The sequence below is a fragment of the Bacillus sp. USDA818B3_A genome (genome assembly GCF_009928415.1).
Lineage (GTDB): Bacteria > Bacillota > Bacilli > Bacillales > Cytobacillaceae > Neobacillus.
Genome location: NZ_JAABNN010000033.1, coordinates 17,906 through 34,838, shown reverse-complemented (window position 1 = coordinate 34,838; position 16,933 = coordinate 17,906). Strand labels below are relative to the sequence as shown.

Genomic DNA, 16,933 nt, shown 5'->3' with positions numbered 1-16,933 from the left:
AAAAAGTGTTCAATCTTATCTAGCAGAAACTGTTGATTATAGTCTAGCAGTTACATTTCTTTTATTATAATGGCTGGAAAATGATTTATTCAGTATTAACCTATCCGATTCTGTTGATCGTTCATATCATTCATTTATCCGTTTTTCGCTTTTTAAAAAATAAGGAACATGAAAAAAGATGACAGTTTAAAGAATGGGTGAATAAAATACAAATAGGGGGATTAAATTTTGAAAAAGTTCGCTTATTTATGTATTTTATTAACCGTTATGATTGGTTTAGCAGGCTGTAACCAGAAAGAATCAGCAAACCCAGACAAACCAGCATCACCTGTACAAGATGGGCCAAAGAACCCAGATAAACCAACTTCAAGTGGTGAAGATGGACCAGCCATTCCAGATAAACCATCCACTAATGGTGAGGATAAGCCGTCTAGTCCGGAAAGTCCGGTACCTGAAAATAAGGTATATCAGAATAATATATTTAAAGATGTGGTGGTTACGGAGACAGGAGAAAAAATTATTGTAAAAGGGAAAGCTCAGGTCTTTGAGGGTGTGTTTCAATATACACTGTATGATGGAGACAAAGTAGTAATAGAAAATCATTACCAAACAGATGGGGCTCCTGCTTGGGGAGAGTTTGAAATTACATTCGATAAGGATGCAGTTTCTACTGATCAAGCTAAAATAGAATTATTTAATTACTCTGCAAAAGATGGCTCAAAAGAAAATATCTTAGAAATACCCATCTCAAAGTGAGCTTTATTACAGGCAAAGGACCCAAATTATACGGGTCCTTTTGTATGTACAATTGTATATAATCCTTTTCGAGAAACACTTAGGATATTTAAGGATTTATAAACGAGTGAATGAATGGTATCAGATTATAAAGGTAAACTATATGAAAAGCAATGGAAAGGTAGTAAGGGAATGCATGTTGTTATTGCGATTCTAACCATTTTAGCTTCTTTCAAATTCGCAAATTGGAAAAATTGGAGAGAATACCATGCCAGTATGTTTTTTATTTCTACTGGTGGTTTAATGTATGAATATATTGTCCAAGAAAATACTTTATGGAAATTCCACCCTGATCTCTTATATGGACATCAAATGGTAGTCATGGTTTATGCCTTGATAACGATGCCAGTTAGTATTCTAATATTTCTATCTCACTTTCCAAAAACCTGGTTGAAAAGAATCATTTACATCATGGGTTGGTCTGGTATCTATATTTTAGTTGAATGGATTTTGTTAGCATTTCATAGAATATCCTATCAGAATGGATGGAAATTTTGGTATTCCTTTTATTTTGATCTTGTTATGTTTTCAGTCATTGCACTTCATCAGCATAAACCTTTTCGAGCATATCTCATCTCTTTTCCAATCATTATTTTCTTAATTATTTACTTTGACATTCCTTTTAAGTTTTCAAAATAAAAAATCCTTCAAGGGCGAAGGTTTTTTTGGCGTACCGCTAAATTTGAAGGATTTACTTTTCTAATAAAAAAGGAAGGAAACAGAGTGCGCTGCACAAAGGTTTCCTTCAAGAAAGGTATTAGGCAAATTTATTATAGTATTTTGCTGCTAATAATCCAAGTATATTGTCAGGTTTTCTGACATGATTTTTCTGCTTACGAAAAATCAGAAGAATCCGTGTAATCAAAGCGAAACCCATCTCTTTGTGCTTCGGTTATTTCTTTTACCTGCTCATTTTTAATTGATTTAGCCTCTGCAATCTGGTTTATCTCATTCTTTTGCTGTCTTGTATTCGACTTCTCCACAAAAAGGCCCCCTAACATCAGTTGTTCTCACCTATTATTTCTTGAAGATTTCTTTAATATTCTTTTTTCAATAATTATCCTGATTATTTCAATGTTTAGGGAAAGATGTTTGTTTTTTGAACAGTTTTTCATAAAACAATTGAGTTCCATACAATATGAATGTTTTAATTAAAAACACAAGAGATAATTGAAACTTTGACAATCTAACTAAGGATACATAACCAATCTTTTTGAGCCAATCTAATACAAAGTAGGTGAAAAAAGAATCAACAATAAGATTGATCAACAGATATAAGTTAAATTTTCCAAATGTATACTTTAAAATCCAGATAGAACCAATAAAAAATGGTCCTATTATGAGTGGTAATTCACCTAATACGTTAGGCTTAATACGGAAAGGGAACCACCACCATTTTCTTTTTTCGGCAAATCTTCCTTCAGCGATTAAATATAAACTCATAAATAAAGCTCCTGGAATGAACCTTTTGAATGTCTTCACGCCAAGAATCGGTATGGTCAAAAACGGTAAAATTGTCATAGATATCAATACTAGATTTAACTTTTTCATTCCAAACTCCCTATAGTTTTATATGTTTATTATTCTGAGTAACATTCATGATTATGTACGAGGGAGTCGTAGGAACGACACTAAAAAATTAAAGGCCAGGGACCTTATTAAATAAATTTTCTTGGGTTTTTGTGTTGACATTCGTTGACTGTATATTTTGATTTTCGTTTAAAATTTCAATGATTTCTTTACGAGTGAGGGGCTGCGCATGTTCCATCAGTTCAAATCCTAAGCCGCCGTCAATTTCAATTGTACCTGTTTTAATATTGGATATATAGGCGATGCCTTTTTGACGGATCTTCATTTCTAACTGTTCGGTTGTCATTCTTAATTTTTTTAAATTATCTTCAACGATGCCGCCATTACGTATAACCACGGTAGCATTTCCGGTTAAATAGCGTTGTATCTTTTTAAATCTCATCTGAAGATATTGAACAATAATTAGATAAATAATAAAAAAACATAAAATAACGATGATTTGCCAAAATTTATGTTCTTTTATTGCGTGTCCCATTGTGGTGCCGATCGCTAAAATAATCACTACTTCAAGATTAGTCATTCTAGCCATTGATTTTTTACCGGCTATTCTAAGTAAAAGGGTACTAGTAAAAAGTAATCCTAATGCTTCCACTAAAAAAGTAATATTCATTTATTCACCTCATTTAGTATCTATTATTTTCATTTTCCTTTGACGTTATTTTTCAAAATATACCCAGCTTCCATTACGTAACAACATTTCACTAAGAAACAGGTGTTTTTCTTTTGTTAAGAAAAGGTAACATTTCCTTTAAGAGTCAGTAAAAAACTGTTAAATCGACAAATTCTAAAAAATGTTTCTTTATAATGGCATTTATGGAAGGAAACCTGTGGTAATTGACCCCCTTACGAAATTGGCCAATGGTACCCTCAGAACCTCATACTTCTAATTTATCATCCAGTTACATACCTTCCTTAATGCAGCAAAAAATGCAAATCAACAGGTTACAGGAGGTTTTTATGTGGAAAATTTACTTCGTAAAGCAGTCCAGAAGAAAAGACAATTCCTCATTAATCAGCTCATTCAATCAGGTGTCTATAAGAAAAACAACAAACATTTATATGAATGGACGTTAACTGAATTGGAGCGGGAGTACAACGAAGTCATATCTGAAAATGAAAAGCTAATTTTAAAATGATGAAGGAGAGAAAAAGAATTTTTAGAAAATTGATAACAATACAATTGACAATCATTTCAGGACATGGTAAATTTTAAAACATAGTTAACCAATCGGAATAATATTGATGATAATGCCGAACAGACCACTGTAGGCCTTGCAACGCTACCAAAGCGAGCAAGGCCTTTTTTGTTAAAAAAATTCGGATTCCATCACGATTTTCACTGGTTAAAAGGTTTTTTTATTACTTAATTGGTTGGACCACTGGACGTTCAACCAGAAAAAAAGGAGATGAAGGAAATTGTCACACAAATTTTTAGTTCACTACATCGGTGATTCCGTCGGTGTCGCGATTGATGACATTGCAGCTGGTGAAGAAGTACTAGGGGTTTTCTTAGAGGATGATTCTACGATTCTAATACATTCCAATCACCAGATCCCGCTAGGACATAAAATTGCCCTGCATGATATTTCGGAGAATAGTAGAGTCATTGAATATCGAGTACCAATTGGAGTAGCGATGGAAGCAATTAAAGAAGGCAGTTATGTCCATACACATAACCTAAAAACGGCGAGGTGGTAAACATGGAAATTAAAATTTGGGGTTATCGCAGAGAAAATGGAAGAGTTGGAATTAGAAATCATGTAGTTATATTACCAGTGGATGATATATCTAACGCCGCAGCAGAGGCAGTCGCTAAGATTGTTCCAGGAACACTAGCTATTCCACATGCATACGGCAGATTGCAATATGGACCGGATCTCGATTTATTTTTTCAAACAATGATCGGCAATGGAGCCAATCCAAATGTGGCAGCTGTCGTTGTTATTGGGATTGAACCAAAGTGGACAGAGCGGATTGTTGAAGGAATAAGAGTTACAGGTAAACCTGTCGCAGGGTATTCGATTGAGCGTTTTGGTGATTTTTCCACGATTGAGAAAGCATCAAGAACGGCACAAAAGTTCCTCCAATCGGCCTCTGAAATCCAAAGAGAACTCGTAGACCTATCTGAAATATTGGTAAGCATCAAATGCGGAGAATCCGACACCACCACAGGGCTAGGGTCATGCCCAACGGTGGGAAATGTAGTCGATCGATTAGTTGACAATGGCGGAACAGTATTCTTTGGAGAAACATCCGAACTAACCGGGGGAGAGCACTTAATTGTTAATCGTTGTGAGTCCCAGGAAGTAAAAGATAAGTTTTTAAGCATTTACAATAATTATATAGAAGAAATCCAATCAAAGGGTGTTGACCTGTTAGGCAGTCAACCAACCGAAGGGAATATTAGGGGCGGCCTTACTACTATTGAAGAAAAAGCACTTGGTAATATTGAAAAAACAGGGTCCAAAACAATCGTAGATGCATTAGGACCTGCAGAGACACCGACAAAAACCGGCTTAAACTTTATGGATACTTCCTCTGCAGCTGCTGAGTGCATTACGTTAATGGCTGCAGGCGGGGCTGTCATCCACTTCTTTCCAACTGGTCAAGGTAACATCATTGGAAATTCAATCGTCCCTGTTATCAAAATCTCAGCGAATCCGATTACGGTTGAAACGATGTCCGAGCATATTGATGTGGACGTAACAGGATTATTAAAGCGTGAATATAACCTGAACCAGGCTGGCGATCAATTATTACAAATGTTAATTCGCACTATTAATGGACGTTTAACGGCGGCTGAAAGTCTTGGGCATAGAGAATTTGTGCTTACAAAACTCTACCGTAGTGCCTAAGGAAGAGGAAAACATGAACATTCTTATTACAGAAAATATGCCTGCCTTTGGTATAACCCGTTTAGGTAAGAAAAATCATGTAGAAATGATTCCCGATTTATGGGCAAATAGAGAGAAATTGATTAATAAAATAAAAGAAGTGGATGCGCTCATTGTCAGGAATCAAACCATCGTCGACCGAGAGGTGCTTTCGGCTGGAAAACGGCTGAAGGTAATTGGCAGGCTTGGGGTGGGTCTAGATAATATCGATGTGAAAACAGCAGCTGAACTAGATATTAAGATTGTATCCGCCCAACATGCTAATTCCATTTCTGTTGCTGAATATGTCTTGTCCGTCATTTTAAATGCTAAGCGGTCACTATCTAAAGCCATTGATGATGTAAATCTCGGGAATTGGGACCGTCAGCGTTTTACTGGGAATGAAGTATACGGGAAGACGTTAGGACTAGTAGGAACAGGAGATATTGGTCATAGGATTGCCAAACGTGCCATAGCATTTGGAATAAAGGGATGGATTCCTTGATGGTGGTCAAATAACTTTTTATTAAAAGGCAGTGATAACAGTGGGGGAATGTAAAACAGGTATTCCATTTTTAAGAGGTTGGGCCAACCGAACAGCTAGAGTTATTGTGAAAATTACAGGTGAGTATCATGTTTGAACAGTTAAAATTTGATCGCTCTACAGTGCCAAATAAAATCGTGGAAGAAGTGAAGGGATTTATCCAACGGGGAGAATTAAAACCGGGAGAACAGCTGCCGCCAGAAAGAGATCTCGCTCAGCTGCTGAATGTGAGCAGAAACACGATTAGAGAATCTTATAAGGTTTTGTCAACATTAGGTCTGATTGAAATTAAACATGGTCAGGGTGCTTTTGTTGCAAAGGAACACACCAATTTACATTCTTTTGCCGGACAGTTTTTTATTAAAGGCGACCAGTATACGGATTTGTTTGAAATTAGAAAACTTATCGAGACACAGGCCGTCGTGTGGGCCGTAGAACGGGCTTCTGATCAACAATTGGATGATCTTTATGTATACGTGAAAAAGACGATTCAACTTATGGAATCAAAGGAACTGGATAAATCAGATTTGTCTAATCGAGACCACCAATTCCATCTCGAGATTTCAAAACCTTCACATAATGAGCTGGCCTTTCGAATGATGAATATACTAACCGGCCAGTTAAGTAAGATGAGGAAGGAAACAGCGAAAATTCCGGAACGCTTACAAGATTCGTGGAATGAACATTTAAAAATAACTGAAATGTTAAAAGCCAGGAATGCAGAAAAAGCAAGAGAGTATATGGAGATTCATTTAGATAGTGTAGAACAGACGTTAAAAGCAGGAACAAAGGAAGGAGGCAGCAAATGCGAATAAAACTTATTTCACCTGACGGTATAGGCGGAGTGATCGCCATTATTTTAGGATTCTTATCTATCTATGAATCGATAAGGCTTTATCCATACAGTCAAAAACTTCTGACAGGAGACCATACTTTTCCAGGATTATTAGGGATTCTTCTCGTCATTGCAGGTCTCTTTCTAGTAATTAAACAAAAGAGAAAAGAAGATAATGAATCGATACTACCTAAAGGAAGAACGGGTTTTATCATGTTGGCTTCAATTGTAATACTCTTTATTTATTGTTTCTTAATTGAATTTATTGGCTACTTTTTTAGTACATTACTCGCATTTGTCTTCCTTATAAAATTAATCGGAAATTATCGGTGGGTATTCTCAGGCGTGATGGCAGCCGTTCTGACGACCCTATTGTACTTGTTATTCATTGTTTTACTTAAAACACCGTTTCCGAGTATAAATTTACCTTTTTAGAAGGGGTGAGCCATAAAATGGAATCAATCTTGTACCTTTTACACGGACTTAGTGAAGTCCTTACCCCTTTCAATCTATTGATTGTATTATTGGGTTCGCTTCTTGGCACCGTTGTTGGAGTGCTTCCAGGACTTGGACCGACATCAGCGATTGCGATTCTCTTGCCGATGACAACTATCTTGGAGCCTGCACAAGGAATTATGATGATGGCCGGAATTTATTACGGGTCCATGTATGGAGGATCGACCACAGCCATTTTGATGAATATTCCTGGTGAAGCTTCATCCGTACCAACTACGTTAGATGGGTATCCGCTCGCTAAAATGGGAAAAGGCGGTGCCGCCCTTGGAGTGGCAGCAATTGGCTCGTTTATTGCCGGTATCATTGGGTTAATTGGCCTTGTACTGTTTGCTCCAATTTTAGCTGATCAAGCCTTAAAATTCGGGCCGCCAGAGTATTTTACCTTAATGCTGATTGCCTTATTTATCTTATTTAATCTAACGGGATATTCCTTTACGAAATCAATCATTATGGGCTTGTTTGGATTTTTAATCTCGCTTGTTGGGATTGGGGTTTCGAGCGGTATGCCAAGATTTGATTTCGGGTTTAGCCCACTAGCGGGCGGATTTGAGATGATCAGTATCATTATTGGTCTATTTGCTATAACAGAAGTATTGAAGGGACTTGAAGAGAAGCGAGTTAGTATTAAACACGCAAAAATAAAAAATGTCTACCCAAGTAAGAATGACATGAAACAAAGTGCTTTTCCAATTTTAAGAGGAAGCCTGCTTGGTTTTTTTCTAGGAATTTTACCTGGTGTCTCGGCGACAATCACATCCTTTCTTTCCTATGATTTGGAAAAGAAGGTATCCAAAACTCCTGGAAAATTTGGCAAGGGAGCGATTGAAGGGGTTGCTGGTCCGGAATCGGCAAACAATGCTACAAGCTCAGGTGGTTTTATCCCTTTATTGGCATTAGGGATTCCGGCCTCACCGCCTCTAGCGATTCTTTTGGCAGCTTTAATGATCTACGGATTAACACCAGGACCAGTTCTTTTCGAACAAAACAGCCAGCTGGTCTGGACAGTTATTGCTAGTATGTTTGTTGGAAATGTAATCCTGCTCATTCTAAATTTACCGTTAATCGGGTTATGGGCTAAGCTCACTGAAGTACCGTTTGGCATCTTAGGACCTGTCATTTTGATGGTTAGTGTATTGGGTGCTTACTCTGTTCGAAATAGTATGTTCGATGTGCTTGTCTCAATTATGTTTGGAATATTGGGATATTTATTCCACAAATATCAATGGCCGATTATCCCGTTTGTTTTATGTTTAGTACTTGGCCCGAAAATGGAAAGTTCCTTTATCCAATCATTAGAGATTTCATCGGGAAATTTGATGATCTTTTTCCAAAGGCCTATTTCTTTAACACTATTAATCACAGCCGTAGTGTTACTAATTGTCTCCATCTTTTTAATGAGACGAACAAAACAGCGGATCCTCCAGGAGACTGGGGAACAAATGGAATTTTAATAACTAGGGGGAATGAAGATGAAGAAGGTTTTTTCAGGAATATTTTCCGTACTGTTGCTTATAATGGTGGTTTTAACAGGATGCTCCTCTAACAATACGAAAACGGCAGCCGGTGATGAGAAAAAGGCAGATTCCTATCCAAAAAGACAAATTGAATTAGTTGTACCCTTTGCAGCAGGAGGCGGGGTCGATTTAGCCGCTCGAGCCGTCGCTGAATATGTGAGCAAAGAATGGGGACAGTCAGTCATTGTCACTAATAAGCCAGGCGGCGGGGGAATTATTGGAGCGCAATATGCATTAAAAGAAGCGAAAGCTGATGGATATACGGTGTTAGTAAATAACAATTCCTCCACAACCATGTATGAAGCAGGTAATTCTAATCCAACCTTAACAGCAAAGGACAATATCTTTGTATCCCGCGTGGCAGAAGGTACGCTGGCATATGCTGTAAAAGCTGATGCACCTTGGGATAGTTTCAGTGAATTTACTGATTGGGTGAAGAAAAATCCACAAAAGCTTACTTGGGCGAGCGTAGGACCTGCAGGTTTCTCCGCTTTTGGAGTTGCTGAATGGCTGGACTCAATTGGAGTAGATTATAAGAAAACAAGTATGGTATCTTCTGAAGGTGCCAGTGATTCCGCAGCTAAAGTTGCCGGCGGTCACGTGGTCTTGGCCGTACACACGGTCGGCGAATTATATTCGCTTGCTGAATCCGGGAAAATTAAAATCCTTGCGGTTCAATCGTCTGAGCGCAGTCCGCTATTCCCAGATGTTCCGACAGTAGAAGAAGAAGGATTAAAAGGATTAACGGTAAAATGGTGGACTGGATTATCGTTTCCTGCAGGAACACCAGATGAGATTGTGAAAAAGTGGGATGATGCGATCGCAAAAATGGAGAAAGATGAGAATTTTATTAAGGAACTAGAGAAAATTAAATTGGATCCTGCGTATCTGAACTCGGACGATTTTACGAAATCTGTTAAAGACGAAACAGATAAATATACGGAGTTAGCTGAAAAGACAGGGATTCGGAAATAGGGTGTTAAAAAAGCCAGGCATGCTGCCTGGCTTTTTTAAACTTATGAATTCTTTAACTTACTCTTCCGTCTGCCATAGAATAATATCATTACCATAAATAACCACGTGACATTTGAAAACGCTTCCACTATAATAATAGTATAATATGAGAGAGGGGATACATCGATGGAACTTTTAATCAAACAATGTGAACATAACCAGGCAGAAGAACCATGTGATAAGTGTACTCCGCAAATCGAAAAGGATGAAAACAAGAATACCTCGGAATATGATTACTATAAGAGAATCTGGTTTTAATAATAGGATCGGACTTAAGAAGAGACAGTGAGTTTGACTGTTTCTTTTTTTTTGAAAAGTATTTTTTAATTCAGCGTTTGGCAGCTGAAAGAATTTTTGGTAAAATAAAAATTATTTAATAGAAAAGGCGATGGAGTTCGCCATAAATGTAATTACGCAAATGACTCCTATCAGATAAGATCTGGTAGGAGTCTGTTTATTTTCGGGAACGTTAAATTTGAGGTGACAATATTGAATTTTTTATTAGTGGGTCTTGCTGGAATTATTGGCGCATTATTACGTTATTTTTTAGGCGTTTACTTTGGTCAGCGGTGGTTTCATGACTTTCCTTTAGCAACATTTATAACAAATATCATCGGATGTTTCCTTTTAGGCTGGTTTACGAATTTATTACCAAGATTTAAATTCCTTCAGCCCCAATTCATAACAGCAGTGAATACGGGATTAATTGGTTCTTTTACAACCTTTTCAACGTTTAGTGTTGAAACCGTTCAGTTAATCATTGCTGCTAAATGGGGTACTGCCATCCTTTATGTGCTCCTCAGTTTGTGGGGAGGTCTTTTATTTGCTTGGCTCGGCTATCGATCAGGATTGAAAGAAGTGTTTATAAATAGAGGTGAAAACTAGTGATGGTAAATATTGTATTAGTAGCAGTTGGAGGATTTTTTGGAGCCATGTCACGCTTTGGAATAAGCAATTTTATAAAAAGTAAGTATTCTACAGCCTTTCCGGTTGCCACGTTATGTATAAACCTGGCTGGTTCGTTTTTACTCGGTTTCATTTTTGGTGCAAATTTAGATATCACGTGGAGATTACTTTTAGGCACTGGCTTTATGGGTGCTTTTACAACCTTTTCAACTTTTAAATTGGAAAATATACAGTTACACGCTAAGAAAAACTGGAAAGTACTGGTTTTATATACGGGAATTAGTTACACTTTTGGGATCTTATTTGCGTTTATTGGAATGTTGTTAGGCAGTTTATAAATATGGCCAAGCTTGCTTCCAAGAAGAAACAAGCTTGGTATCCGTTACTTCATATCCTTGTCTGCATTCTCGTACTTTTCATTATGCATATGATCCACATATTCGTCTGAAAGCTCTCCGACATGCAGCATTTCTTCCCCTTCATCGAGAACAAATCCTGTATCAAAGAAATTTTCTGGTATGGTAAAATCAATCAGCAGATCTCCAGACGTACTATAAACACTTGTAAATAAATTGGCAGGAAGCTCCTTCATTTTAAGTAGGTCTTTTAGGGTTACGTTTTTATTGTTCATGCTGAATTTAACATTAATTTCATATAAAGCAATCGATTGATTCAGGATATCGACCAATTCATCTAGATCTGCTTCGGAAAGTTCGGATGTATCTGCCACATCGTAGAATTTTTCCATTCGTGAATCAAGTAACGTCATTTGATCGAGTTGATTTTTATTATTTTCCTCCACAAGAGACAAGTAATTAAAGAACTTTTCTGTTTCTTCCTCGGTAATGCCCATTCTGGCTAGTTCTGCTTCGACATCTGCCATATAAGTATCATGGTTGACATAGAAGTTTAGAGATGCATCCAAATCCTCAATAAATTTATATTCAGTAAGGGAGTCTCCAAAATGATCCAATAATTCGTTTAGTTCTTTTTCCGTCAAATCGTATTTTGTTAATAACTCCTGTAAATTTTTCGAGTTGATCGGGGTGCCCATGATCATTTTTAGATCTTCTACCGTATCGAAATCCTCTAAAGGGATTTCATAGTAGGCTAAGTAATCCAGTAATTCTTGCTTGGTCCAGCCTAGCTCTGTTAAATATTGATTTAATTCATTTTCAGGAGGAGCGGCAATAGCCGATCGTACATCGAAAAAGAACGGAAAAGTTAGAAAACATATCAACAATGTTTTAATATAAATCATTGGTTACCTCCTTATTTACGATGCACGATTATTTTCTCCTGTAATGAAGTTGTTAGGTATGAAAATTTTTACCTAATGAAACATACAAGAATATTTTTACAACGAAAGAAAATAATATTAGTAAAAATTTGGAGTGTGTTCACATGGGGTTTGCCTTTTATTTTTTGGTCGCTTGGCTGATCACCGTTATTTTTACATTAATGAAAAAGAAGCTTTCATTTGTTGAAAATTCTTTCGTTTTTTTGCTTATATTAATCATAAGCATAAATTTTTCATGGATTGTATCTTATGAATTGAAACTGGTCAAGCTGTCGACTCAACCTTTAGATTATACTGCTTTTATGATTAACCGGAGTATTGGAATTCCGTTTATTGTAGTTGTTGCGCTTAATTTGATAAAAAGTGTTAATTCTGCTGGTAAATCCTTATTGATTGCAGCAGGTTCTATTCTATTTTTAGTTGTCTTAGTTAAATTGGGAACTAACTTTGATATAACCAATAGGGATAGATGGAATATTATTTACGATTTTATCTATTTTTCCGCACTTCATCTTATCGCTTTTTATGCTTTAAAGTTTTATCAAAGGTTAAAACTAAGTGAGGCGATCAGCAGATGAGATTATGGGATAGTTTTGATAAAAACGAGATATCCTTATCAATTATTTTTGTTCTTGTGTATATTTTCTATTTTTGGTTAAGTAGAAGGGTTAATCGACAAGTTAGAATACTGGGATTGCTCTGGGGACTATCGATAGGAATATTATTTGATTTTACGATCGGCGGGGGGCTACTCGATTTCTACAGGCAAAATGATACCAACCACTATGATCTATTTGATGTTGTTTATTATCTAGTTTTTGCTCCATTTGGTTTTTTCTTTTTTTATTTTTATGAAATCTTTCATATTAATAAAAAAACTTTTATTTATTTCACTTTGGCTTGGAGCATTGTCGGAGTAGCTGCTCAGTGGCTGTTTACATTTCTTGATATCCTTACGCTACAAAAAGGATACCATTTAGCCTATTCATTCCCTGTTTTCTTAATAGTCCAAACTGCTACTGGTGCTTTTTTTGAACAAGTTAGAAAAAGAGAAAAGGTATGGAGTTCCACTTAAAGCTGTCCGTTTTTAAAAAAGATTTTCTCTCTGTAAGTTCGTAAATAATAAAGCGCAATGCAGTTTACGATCTGCATTGCGCTTTTCATTTTGAAGTTAGGCACTTGCTTTGTGATTAGCAGTATCCGTTTCTTTTTTAGTCATTTTTCTGAAGAAAGGCACTACCCAACGGTCTAAACCAATTCTACCAGCGTTATAGCCAGCTGTTAGAATAATGAATCCTAAGAAAATGTCTCTAGGGTTATGAGATACTGTTCCAGCTAGGAAGAAAGAGAAGTTCATTACTAGACCAAAGAACATTGCAGTTGTTGTTAAGCAGCCAAGGATTAAGCCTAAACCAATTAAGGTTTCGCCAACAGGTACTATGATGTTAAAGACATCAACATTTGGTAATGCAAAGTGCTTTAAGAAGTCAACATACCAGCCAAATACGACAGCCCCGTCTGGCCCTTTTACAGGATTAGCAATTGCTCCTTTTAAGAATCCAGAAGCATCAAATCCGCCGCTTGTTAATTTTCCAAGTCCTGCTGTGAACCAAGAGTAACCAAGATATAAACGTAGAACAGTTAGGATGACTGCAGCGATTTTATTTTCTCTTAAAAATTTGTTAAACATAAATGATTCCGCCCTTCCAATTTTGTTTTTCTCTTTATGGTTATAATATATATCTTTTGAAGGTAAATAACATTGTTATGTGATTTATTTCACAATTTGTTAAAAATGTTTTGACAGAAATTTGAACGTCGGTAAGACAGAATGATATCTTTTTCGCTCGAGGAGTAAAAGACAGGCTATTTTCTTAGGACAACTTCATGCAGTGATACATATACATGCAGTGTATTTAAATTAGCTAGCATAAAGGGGAGAATAATTATGGGTAGGGACATTAAGCATTATTTCATTGACAAAGTAATTAAGGTTGATCGCGGGGGACCAGAATCCAGGATTGGGAAATTGCTAGATGCAGGTGACGATTATTTTGCGGTTTTGACGGAAAATGACGGTGTCGTTTATTACCATACTCATCACATTAAGAGTTTCACAGAAAATAAGAATATAGGGTTCGAATTTAATGTTGATGTTCCAAAAGATTTTGAATTTAAAAAGGCCGAGAATTTTAAAGAACTACTGGGCTCACTGAATTATCTTTGGGTGAGAATTAATCGTGGAGGTCCTGACGCCGTAGAGGGTGTACTCGTTGAGGTAAAAGACGATTATGTATATATTGTCTCTAATGGAGAGATGGTTCGCATTACCATATTCCACATTAAAAATGTTAGTTATGGACCAAAAGTTGAAAAGACTAAACCGGAAAAGCATGAATCAAAAAAACATAAATCACTACCACAATACGAACCGCAACAATATGAATCAGAATCCTATGAATCAGAATCCTATGAATCAGAATCCTTTGAATTAGAATGCTGTGAATCAGAATCCTCTGAATCAGAATGCTGTGAATCGGAATCCTCTGAATCATCGGAATCCTCTGAGTCACAATCATATAAATCTCGACCTCTTGAATTGCCACTATTTGAATCACTACTATATGAATCTTCGCAGCGTGATTCATTACCAAAACCATATGAGTCACGACAAGAATTAGTAAATATCAGTAATACTAATGAAAATAAGACCGGTATGTCAGATAGAGAAAATTTTGAAGAGGATTTATCATATTTGTTAAAATCAATAGAAAAGTTTTTGCGTAAGTATTCCAGCTAAGGTTTTTGAGTCTAATTTGTATATTTATAAATATTTTTCAGATCCTTCCTAATAATAGTAAATAAGGAAAATGGGGGGATTATGTATGGGTGGTCCGTTAGAAAGGGATCAGATCATTTTAATTTTAACAGCACTTATTGTAGGGACGATTGCACGTATTATTACGATAAAAGAAGATTTCAGACAGTATCCAAGTTATCCGAATGGCTATTTGATTCATTTGGTATTAGGCTTTGTTGCCGCAGCTTTAGGGGCTGTGGCCATTCCTGCATTAATGACGAAAAACTTTGTGGCCGTAACATTTTTAACATTAGCTATCCAGCAGTTTCGAGATGTCAGGAAATCGGAACGGGAAAGTTTGAAGGATTTAGAGAACACTGAATTTGCATACCGTGGCGATGCCTATATTGATGGGATTTCTAAGACTTTTGAGTCGAGAAATTATTTTTCCTTAGTTGTAGCCTTAGGCTGTGGAATCACAATTCAGATTGTTGATAGTAAATCGGACCTAGTGAATATTATCTCGGGTGCCATCGTTGGTTTTATTTTAATCTATGTCTTAAAGCGTTTTTCGAAAGGGAAAACAATTGGCGATATTGCTGAAGTGAAAGCGGGGAAAATCGAAGTTCAAAATCACGAATTGTTTGTAGATGGTATTTACGTATCGAACCTTCTCGGAACTGAAAATGCCACTAAATTGTTTCAAGAAGAAGGGTTGGCTGTCGTGATTTTTCCGAAAAATGAACATGTACGTGTAACGTTAGAAAATTTTGGGCAAAGGCAGGCCGCACTTTTTGAAGCGACTAAAACATTAGGGAACAAACGCTACCATTTTACCCGGAGAGATTTTAAGGACGGCCGGATTGTCATTGCTCTTGTCCCGATTGTTAGGGACATGGATGGTTTAATTGAGGTGGTAAAGAAGACACCGCTGCTTGAGAGTACCAAGAAGAGTCCAGCTGTGATGAAAACAAATATGGTTGGGAGGGAATAGCGTTGGGGCGTGAAGGAGGAACGAAAGTGAACTATGATATCCTTGCTCTTGTGACGTTAAATAAGGAGCGTATCTTGGGCGGCAAGCAGCTGACTTTGCTGGCAAATGATGAAGAAGAGCAAAAGACGATGACAGCTGATATCGCTAAAGCATTGAAAGCGGACGTCGTTAAAATGACATCGGGCGATTATTTGGTTATACGAGGATAAAATGGAATGAAGCCTTTACCTTTGTTAATATAAGGTAAAGGCTTTGTTTTTTAGGCGGAACAAAAGGTGCTGTATCCTCATGATGGCTTCATGAGGACAGCTTCGTTTGAAAAAGTAGTCAAATTGACGCGGTGGTTTAAGAACAATCATTTTAATTATAAGGGGGAGAACACATGACTTTAGAAGCAGCTATGCTTCAAGTTAAGGATGGAATGCAAGAGGAATTTGAGGAAGCTTTTCGACAAGCATCCAAAATTATTTCTTCCATGAAAGGATATATTACTCACGAATTACAGCGTTGTCTAGAAGTCGAGGGGAAATATTTACTACTAGTAAAGTGGGAGACTTTAGAAGATCATACCATCGGTTTTAGGCGATCAAGTGAGTACCAAGAATGGAAAAAACTCTTGCACCATTTCTATGATCCATTCCCAACCGTAGAACATTTTGAGAAAATCAACCTCTCATAACTGTATGGTTAACTGAGCCCATATTACTTAGCTGTAGGCTTCTTGCAAAGATTACGCAAAAAGCCTACCTAGATTTCCTTTATCCCTTTCGAGGAATGATAAAACCGTTATGAACCGAATCAAACCCAATCCGCGGATAGTATTCCATCGCAATCGGAGAGGCTAATAACAATAACGTTACTCCTTCACCAATCCGTTCTTGTACCAATCTTACAAGCTCCCTGCCAATTCCCCGTTTTTGATACTCCTTGTCAACCGCAAGATCCGATAAATAACAGCAATAACTGAAATCAGTGACAGCCCGAGCAACCCCGACGAGTTTTTCATCCTCCCATGCTGATATAAGAATATCCGCATTTTCAATCATTTTTTGCAAACGAGGCAAGTCTTCATAAGGTCTTCTAATTCCTGACTGTTTAAAAACAGCTGATAACTCTTCTGGTTTAACTTCTGCATTGATCTTTAAGACTACATTTCCCATGATTCTCTCATCCCTTCATCCTTTATAATCTCGATTATAGTTATTAGCTGATATGCCTAAAAGGGTCAGTTATAATATAATTAACCATGCCA

The 16,933-nt window shown here is 36.9% G+C and carries 25 protein-coding genes and 1 riboswitch; of the genes, 19 read left to right on the top strand and 6 right to left on the bottom strand.

Annotated features, from left to right (window positions below):
• The first annotated feature begins 228 nt into the window (after nt 1-228).
• Together GXK58_RS25535 and GXK58_RS25530 are read left to right on the top strand one after the other, a co-directional pair.
• On the top strand, nt 229-756 hold the full coding sequence (locus GXK58_RS25535) for a Gmad2 immunoglobulin-like domain-containing protein (RefSeq protein ID WP_160725984.1): 528 nt from the start codon (nt 229-231) through the stop codon (nt 754-756).
• Between the two features lie 171 nt (nt 757-927).
• Nucleotides 928-1,434 (top strand): CBO0543 family protein, encoded by a 507-nt coding sequence (locus GXK58_RS25530; protein WP_160725987.1) that lies wholly within the window; start codon nt 928-930, stop codon nt 1,432-1,434.
• 194 nt (nt 1,435-1,628) lie between these two features.
• On the opposite strand, the gene GXK58_RS25525 is transcribed toward GXK58_RS25530, so the two are convergent.
• From GXK58_RS25525 to GXK58_RS25515, 3 genes are all read right to left on the bottom strand, one after another.
• Nucleotides 1,629-1,778, bottom strand: coding sequence for a hypothetical protein (locus GXK58_RS25525; protein ID WP_160725983.1), 150 nt, complete (start codon nt 1,776-1,778; stop codon nt 1,629-1,631).
• Between the two features lie 88 nt (nt 1,779-1,866).
• A complete protein-coding gene (locus tag GXK58_RS25520) occupies nt 1,867-2,346 on the bottom strand; it encodes a hypothetical protein (RefSeq protein ID WP_160725982.1) in 480 nt (159 codons plus the stop codon).
• Nucleotides 2,347-2,434: 88 nt separating this feature from the next.
• Complete coding sequence (locus GXK58_RS25515; RefSeq protein ID WP_160725981.1) at nt 2,435-2,995, bottom strand: DUF421 domain-containing protein; 561 nt, start codon at nt 2,993-2,995, stop codon at nt 2,435-2,437.
• A gap of 349 nt (nt 2,996-3,344) precedes the next feature.
• Here GXK58_RS25515 and GXK58_RS25510 point away from each other — a divergent pair, with 349 nt between their 5' ends.
• The 11 genes from GXK58_RS25510 to crcB (GXK58_RS25465) all read left to right on the top strand — a co-directional run bounded on the left by GXK58_RS25510 (nt 3,345) and on the right by crcB (GXK58_RS25465) (nt 10,925).
• Nucleotides 3,345-3,521 carry a Fur-regulated basic protein FbpA gene (locus GXK58_RS25510; RefSeq protein WP_160725980.1) on the top strand — a complete coding sequence of 59 codons (177 nt, stop codon included), beginning with the start codon at nt 3,345-3,347 and terminating at the stop codon, nt 3,519-3,521.
• Nucleotides 3,522-3,801: 280 nt separating this feature from the next.
• A complete protein-coding gene (locus GXK58_RS25505) occupies nt 3,802-4,083 on the top strand; it encodes a UxaA family hydrolase (protein ID WP_160725979.1) in 282 nt (93 codons plus the stop codon).
• A gap of 2 nt (nt 4,084-4,085) precedes the next feature.
• Complete coding sequence (locus GXK58_RS25500) at nt 4,086-5,240, top strand: UxaA family hydrolase (protein WP_160725978.1); 1,155 nt, start codon at nt 4,086-4,088, stop codon at nt 5,238-5,240.
• 13 nt (nt 5,241-5,253) lie between these two features.
• Nucleotides 5,254-5,763: an NAD(P)-dependent oxidoreductase gene (locus GXK58_RS25495; protein ID WP_160725977.1), complete on the top strand. Its 510-nt coding sequence runs from the start codon at nt 5,254-5,256 to the stop codon at nt 5,761-5,763.
• Between the two features lie 128 nt (nt 5,764-5,891).
• Entirely contained in the window at nt 5,892-6,617 is a 726-nt protein-coding gene (locus tag GXK58_RS25490) for a FadR/GntR family transcriptional regulator (protein ID WP_160725976.1), read from the top strand.
• Nucleotides 6,608-7,072 (top strand): tripartite tricarboxylate transporter TctB family protein, encoded by a 465-nt coding sequence (locus GXK58_RS25485; protein ID WP_160725975.1) that lies wholly within the window; start codon nt 6,608-6,610, stop codon nt 7,070-7,072. Before GXK58_RS25490 ends, GXK58_RS25485 begins: the two co-directional genes overlap by 10 nt.
• 17 nt (nt 7,073-7,089) lie before the next feature.
• A complete protein-coding gene (locus GXK58_RS25480) occupies nt 7,090-8,604 on the top strand; it encodes a tripartite tricarboxylate transporter permease (protein ID WP_160725974.1) in 1,515 nt (504 codons plus the stop codon).
• An 18-nt stretch (nt 8,605-8,622) separates the two neighbouring features.
• Complete coding sequence (locus GXK58_RS25475) at nt 8,623-9,642, top strand: tripartite tricarboxylate transporter substrate binding protein (RefSeq protein WP_160725973.1); 1,020 nt, start codon at nt 8,623-8,625, stop codon at nt 9,640-9,642.
• 165 nt (nt 9,643-9,807) lie between these two features.
• Nucleotides 9,808-9,939 carry a hypothetical protein gene (locus GXK58_RS27620; protein WP_272928186.1) on the top strand — a complete coding sequence of 44 codons (132 nt, stop codon included), beginning with the start codon at nt 9,808-9,810 and terminating at the stop codon, nt 9,937-9,939.
• A 117-nt stretch (nt 9,940-10,056) separates the two neighbouring features.
• A riboswitch (Fluoride riboswitch) is annotated at nt 10,057-10,116 on the top strand.
• 54 nt (nt 10,117-10,170) lie between these two features.
• Nucleotides 10,171-10,566: a fluoride efflux transporter CrcB gene (gene crcB, locus GXK58_RS25470; protein ID WP_160725972.1), complete on the top strand. Its 396-nt coding sequence runs from the start codon at nt 10,171-10,173 to the stop codon at nt 10,564-10,566.
• Between the two features lie 2 nt (nt 10,567-10,568).
• Complete coding sequence (gene crcB, locus GXK58_RS25465) at nt 10,569-10,925, top strand: fluoride efflux transporter CrcB (protein ID WP_160725971.1); 357 nt, start codon at nt 10,569-10,571, stop codon at nt 10,923-10,925.
• 44 nt (nt 10,926-10,969) lie between these two features.
• Here the strand turns inward: crcB (GXK58_RS25465) and GXK58_RS25460 are convergent, their stop codons facing one another.
• Entirely contained in the window at nt 10,970-11,848 is an 879-nt protein-coding gene (locus tag GXK58_RS25460; RefSeq protein ID WP_160725970.1) for a processed acidic surface protein, read from the bottom strand.
• Nucleotides 11,849-11,991: 143 nt separating this feature from the next.
• On the opposite strand from GXK58_RS25460, the gene GXK58_RS25455 reads away from it, so the two are divergent.
• Both GXK58_RS25455 and GXK58_RS25450 read left to right on the top strand, forming a co-directional pair.
• The gene (locus GXK58_RS25455; protein ID WP_160725969.1) at nt 11,992-12,465 is read left to right on the top strand and encodes a hypothetical protein; all 474 of its coding nucleotides are present in this window, start codon (nt 11,992-11,994) and stop codon (nt 12,463-12,465) included.
• On the top strand, nt 12,462-12,962 hold the full coding sequence (locus GXK58_RS25450; protein ID WP_160725968.1) for a hypothetical protein: 501 nt from the start codon (nt 12,462-12,464) through the stop codon (nt 12,960-12,962). Before GXK58_RS25455 ends, GXK58_RS25450 begins: the two co-directional genes overlap by 4 nt.
• 96 nt (nt 12,963-13,058) lie before the next feature.
• On the opposite strand, the gene GXK58_RS25445 is transcribed toward GXK58_RS25450, so the two are convergent.
• Nucleotides 13,059-13,577, bottom strand: coding sequence for a DoxX family membrane protein (locus tag GXK58_RS25445; protein ID WP_160725967.1), 519 nt, complete (start codon nt 13,575-13,577; stop codon nt 13,059-13,061).
• 258 nt (nt 13,578-13,835) lie between these two features.
• Here GXK58_RS25445 and GXK58_RS27140 point away from each other — a divergent pair, with 258 nt between their 5' ends.
• The 4 genes from GXK58_RS27140 to GXK58_RS25425 all read left to right on the top strand — a co-directional run bounded on the left by GXK58_RS27140 (nt 13,836) and on the right by GXK58_RS25425 (nt 16,360).
• Nucleotides 13,836-14,687, top strand: coding sequence for a hypothetical protein (locus tag GXK58_RS27140; protein ID WP_202171454.1), 852 nt, complete (start codon nt 13,836-13,838; stop codon nt 14,685-14,687).
• 85 nt (nt 14,688-14,772) lie between these two features.
• Nucleotides 14,773-15,681: a YIEGIA family protein gene (locus GXK58_RS25435; RefSeq protein WP_160725966.1), complete on the top strand. Its 909-nt coding sequence runs from the start codon at nt 14,773-14,775 to the stop codon at nt 15,679-15,681.
• 2 nt (nt 15,682-15,683) lie between these two features.
• Entirely contained in the window at nt 15,684-15,890 is a 207-nt protein-coding gene (locus tag GXK58_RS25430) for a capping complex subunit for YIEGIA (protein ID WP_160725965.1), read from the top strand.
• A 173-nt stretch (nt 15,891-16,063) separates the two neighbouring features.
• A complete protein-coding gene (locus GXK58_RS25425) occupies nt 16,064-16,360 on the top strand; it encodes an antibiotic biosynthesis monooxygenase family protein (protein WP_160725964.1) in 297 nt (98 codons plus the stop codon).
• Nucleotides 16,361-16,439: 79 nt separating this feature from the next.
• On the opposite strand, the gene GXK58_RS25420 is transcribed toward GXK58_RS25425, so the two are convergent.
• Complete coding sequence (locus GXK58_RS25420; RefSeq protein WP_160725963.1) at nt 16,440-16,841, bottom strand: GNAT family N-acetyltransferase; 402 nt, start codon at nt 16,839-16,841, stop codon at nt 16,440-16,442.
• Between the last annotated feature and the right edge of the window lie 92 nt (nt 16,842-16,933).

Coding starts and splice junctions, on each gene's coding strand:
- GXK58_RS25435 (WP_160725966.1), top strand. CDS start 14,773: ATGGGTGGTCCGTTAGAAAGGGATCAGATCATTTTAATTTTAACAGCA.
- GXK58_RS27620 (WP_272928186.1), top strand. CDS start 9,808: ATGGAACTTTTAATCAAACAATGTGAACATAACCAGGCAGAAGAACCA.
- GXK58_RS25490 (WP_160725976.1), top strand. CDS start 5,892: ATGTTTGAACAGTTAAAATTTGATCGCTCTACAGTGCCAAATAAAATC.
- crcB (WP_160725971.1), top strand. CDS start 10,569: ATGGTAAATATTGTATTAGTAGCAGTTGGAGGATTTTTTGGAGCCATG.
- GXK58_RS25530 (WP_160725987.1), top strand. CDS start 928: ATGCATGTTGTTATTGCGATTCTAACCATTTTAGCTTCTTTCAAATTC.
- GXK58_RS25475 (WP_160725973.1), top strand. CDS start 8,623: ATGAAGAAGGTTTTTTCAGGAATATTTTCCGTACTGTTGCTTATAATG.
- GXK58_RS25455 (WP_160725969.1), top strand. CDS start 11,992: ATGGGGTTTGCCTTTTATTTTTTGGTCGCTTGGCTGATCACCGTTATT.
- GXK58_RS25520 (WP_160725982.1), bottom strand. CDS start 2,346: ATGAAAAAGTTAAATCTAGTATTGATATCTATGACAATTTTACCGTTT.
- GXK58_RS25515 (WP_160725981.1), bottom strand. CDS start 2,995: ATGAATATTACTTTTTTAGTGGAAGCATTAGGATTACTTTTTACTAGT.
- GXK58_RS27140 (WP_202171454.1), top strand. CDS start 13,836: ATGGGTAGGGACATTAAGCATTATTTCATTGACAAAGTAATTAAGGTT.
- GXK58_RS25425 (WP_160725964.1), top strand. CDS start 16,064: ATGACTTTAGAAGCAGCTATGCTTCAAGTTAAGGATGGAATGCAAGAG.
- GXK58_RS25480 (WP_160725974.1), top strand. CDS start 7,090: ATGGAATCAATCTTGTACCTTTTACACGGACTTAGTGAAGTCCTTACC.
- GXK58_RS25495 (WP_160725977.1), top strand. CDS start 5,254: ATGAACATTCTTATTACAGAAAATATGCCTGCCTTTGGTATAACCCGT.
- GXK58_RS25445 (WP_160725967.1), bottom strand. CDS start 13,577: ATGTTTAACAAATTTTTAAGAGAAAATAAAATCGCTGCAGTCATCCTA.
- GXK58_RS25450 (WP_160725968.1), top strand. CDS start 12,462: ATGAGATTATGGGATAGTTTTGATAAAAACGAGATATCCTTATCAATT.
- GXK58_RS25500 (WP_160725978.1), top strand. CDS start 4,086: ATGGAAATTAAAATTTGGGGTTATCGCAGAGAAAATGGAAGAGTTGGA.
- GXK58_RS25485 (WP_160725975.1), top strand. CDS start 6,608: ATGCGAATAAAACTTATTTCACCTGACGGTATAGGCGGAGTGATCGCC.
- GXK58_RS25460 (WP_160725970.1), bottom strand. CDS start 11,848: ATGATTTATATTAAAACATTGTTGATATGTTTTCTAACTTTTCCGTTC.
- GXK58_RS25420 (WP_160725963.1), bottom strand. CDS start 16,841: ATGGGAAATGTAGTCTTAAAGATCAATGCAGAAGTTAAACCAGAAGAG.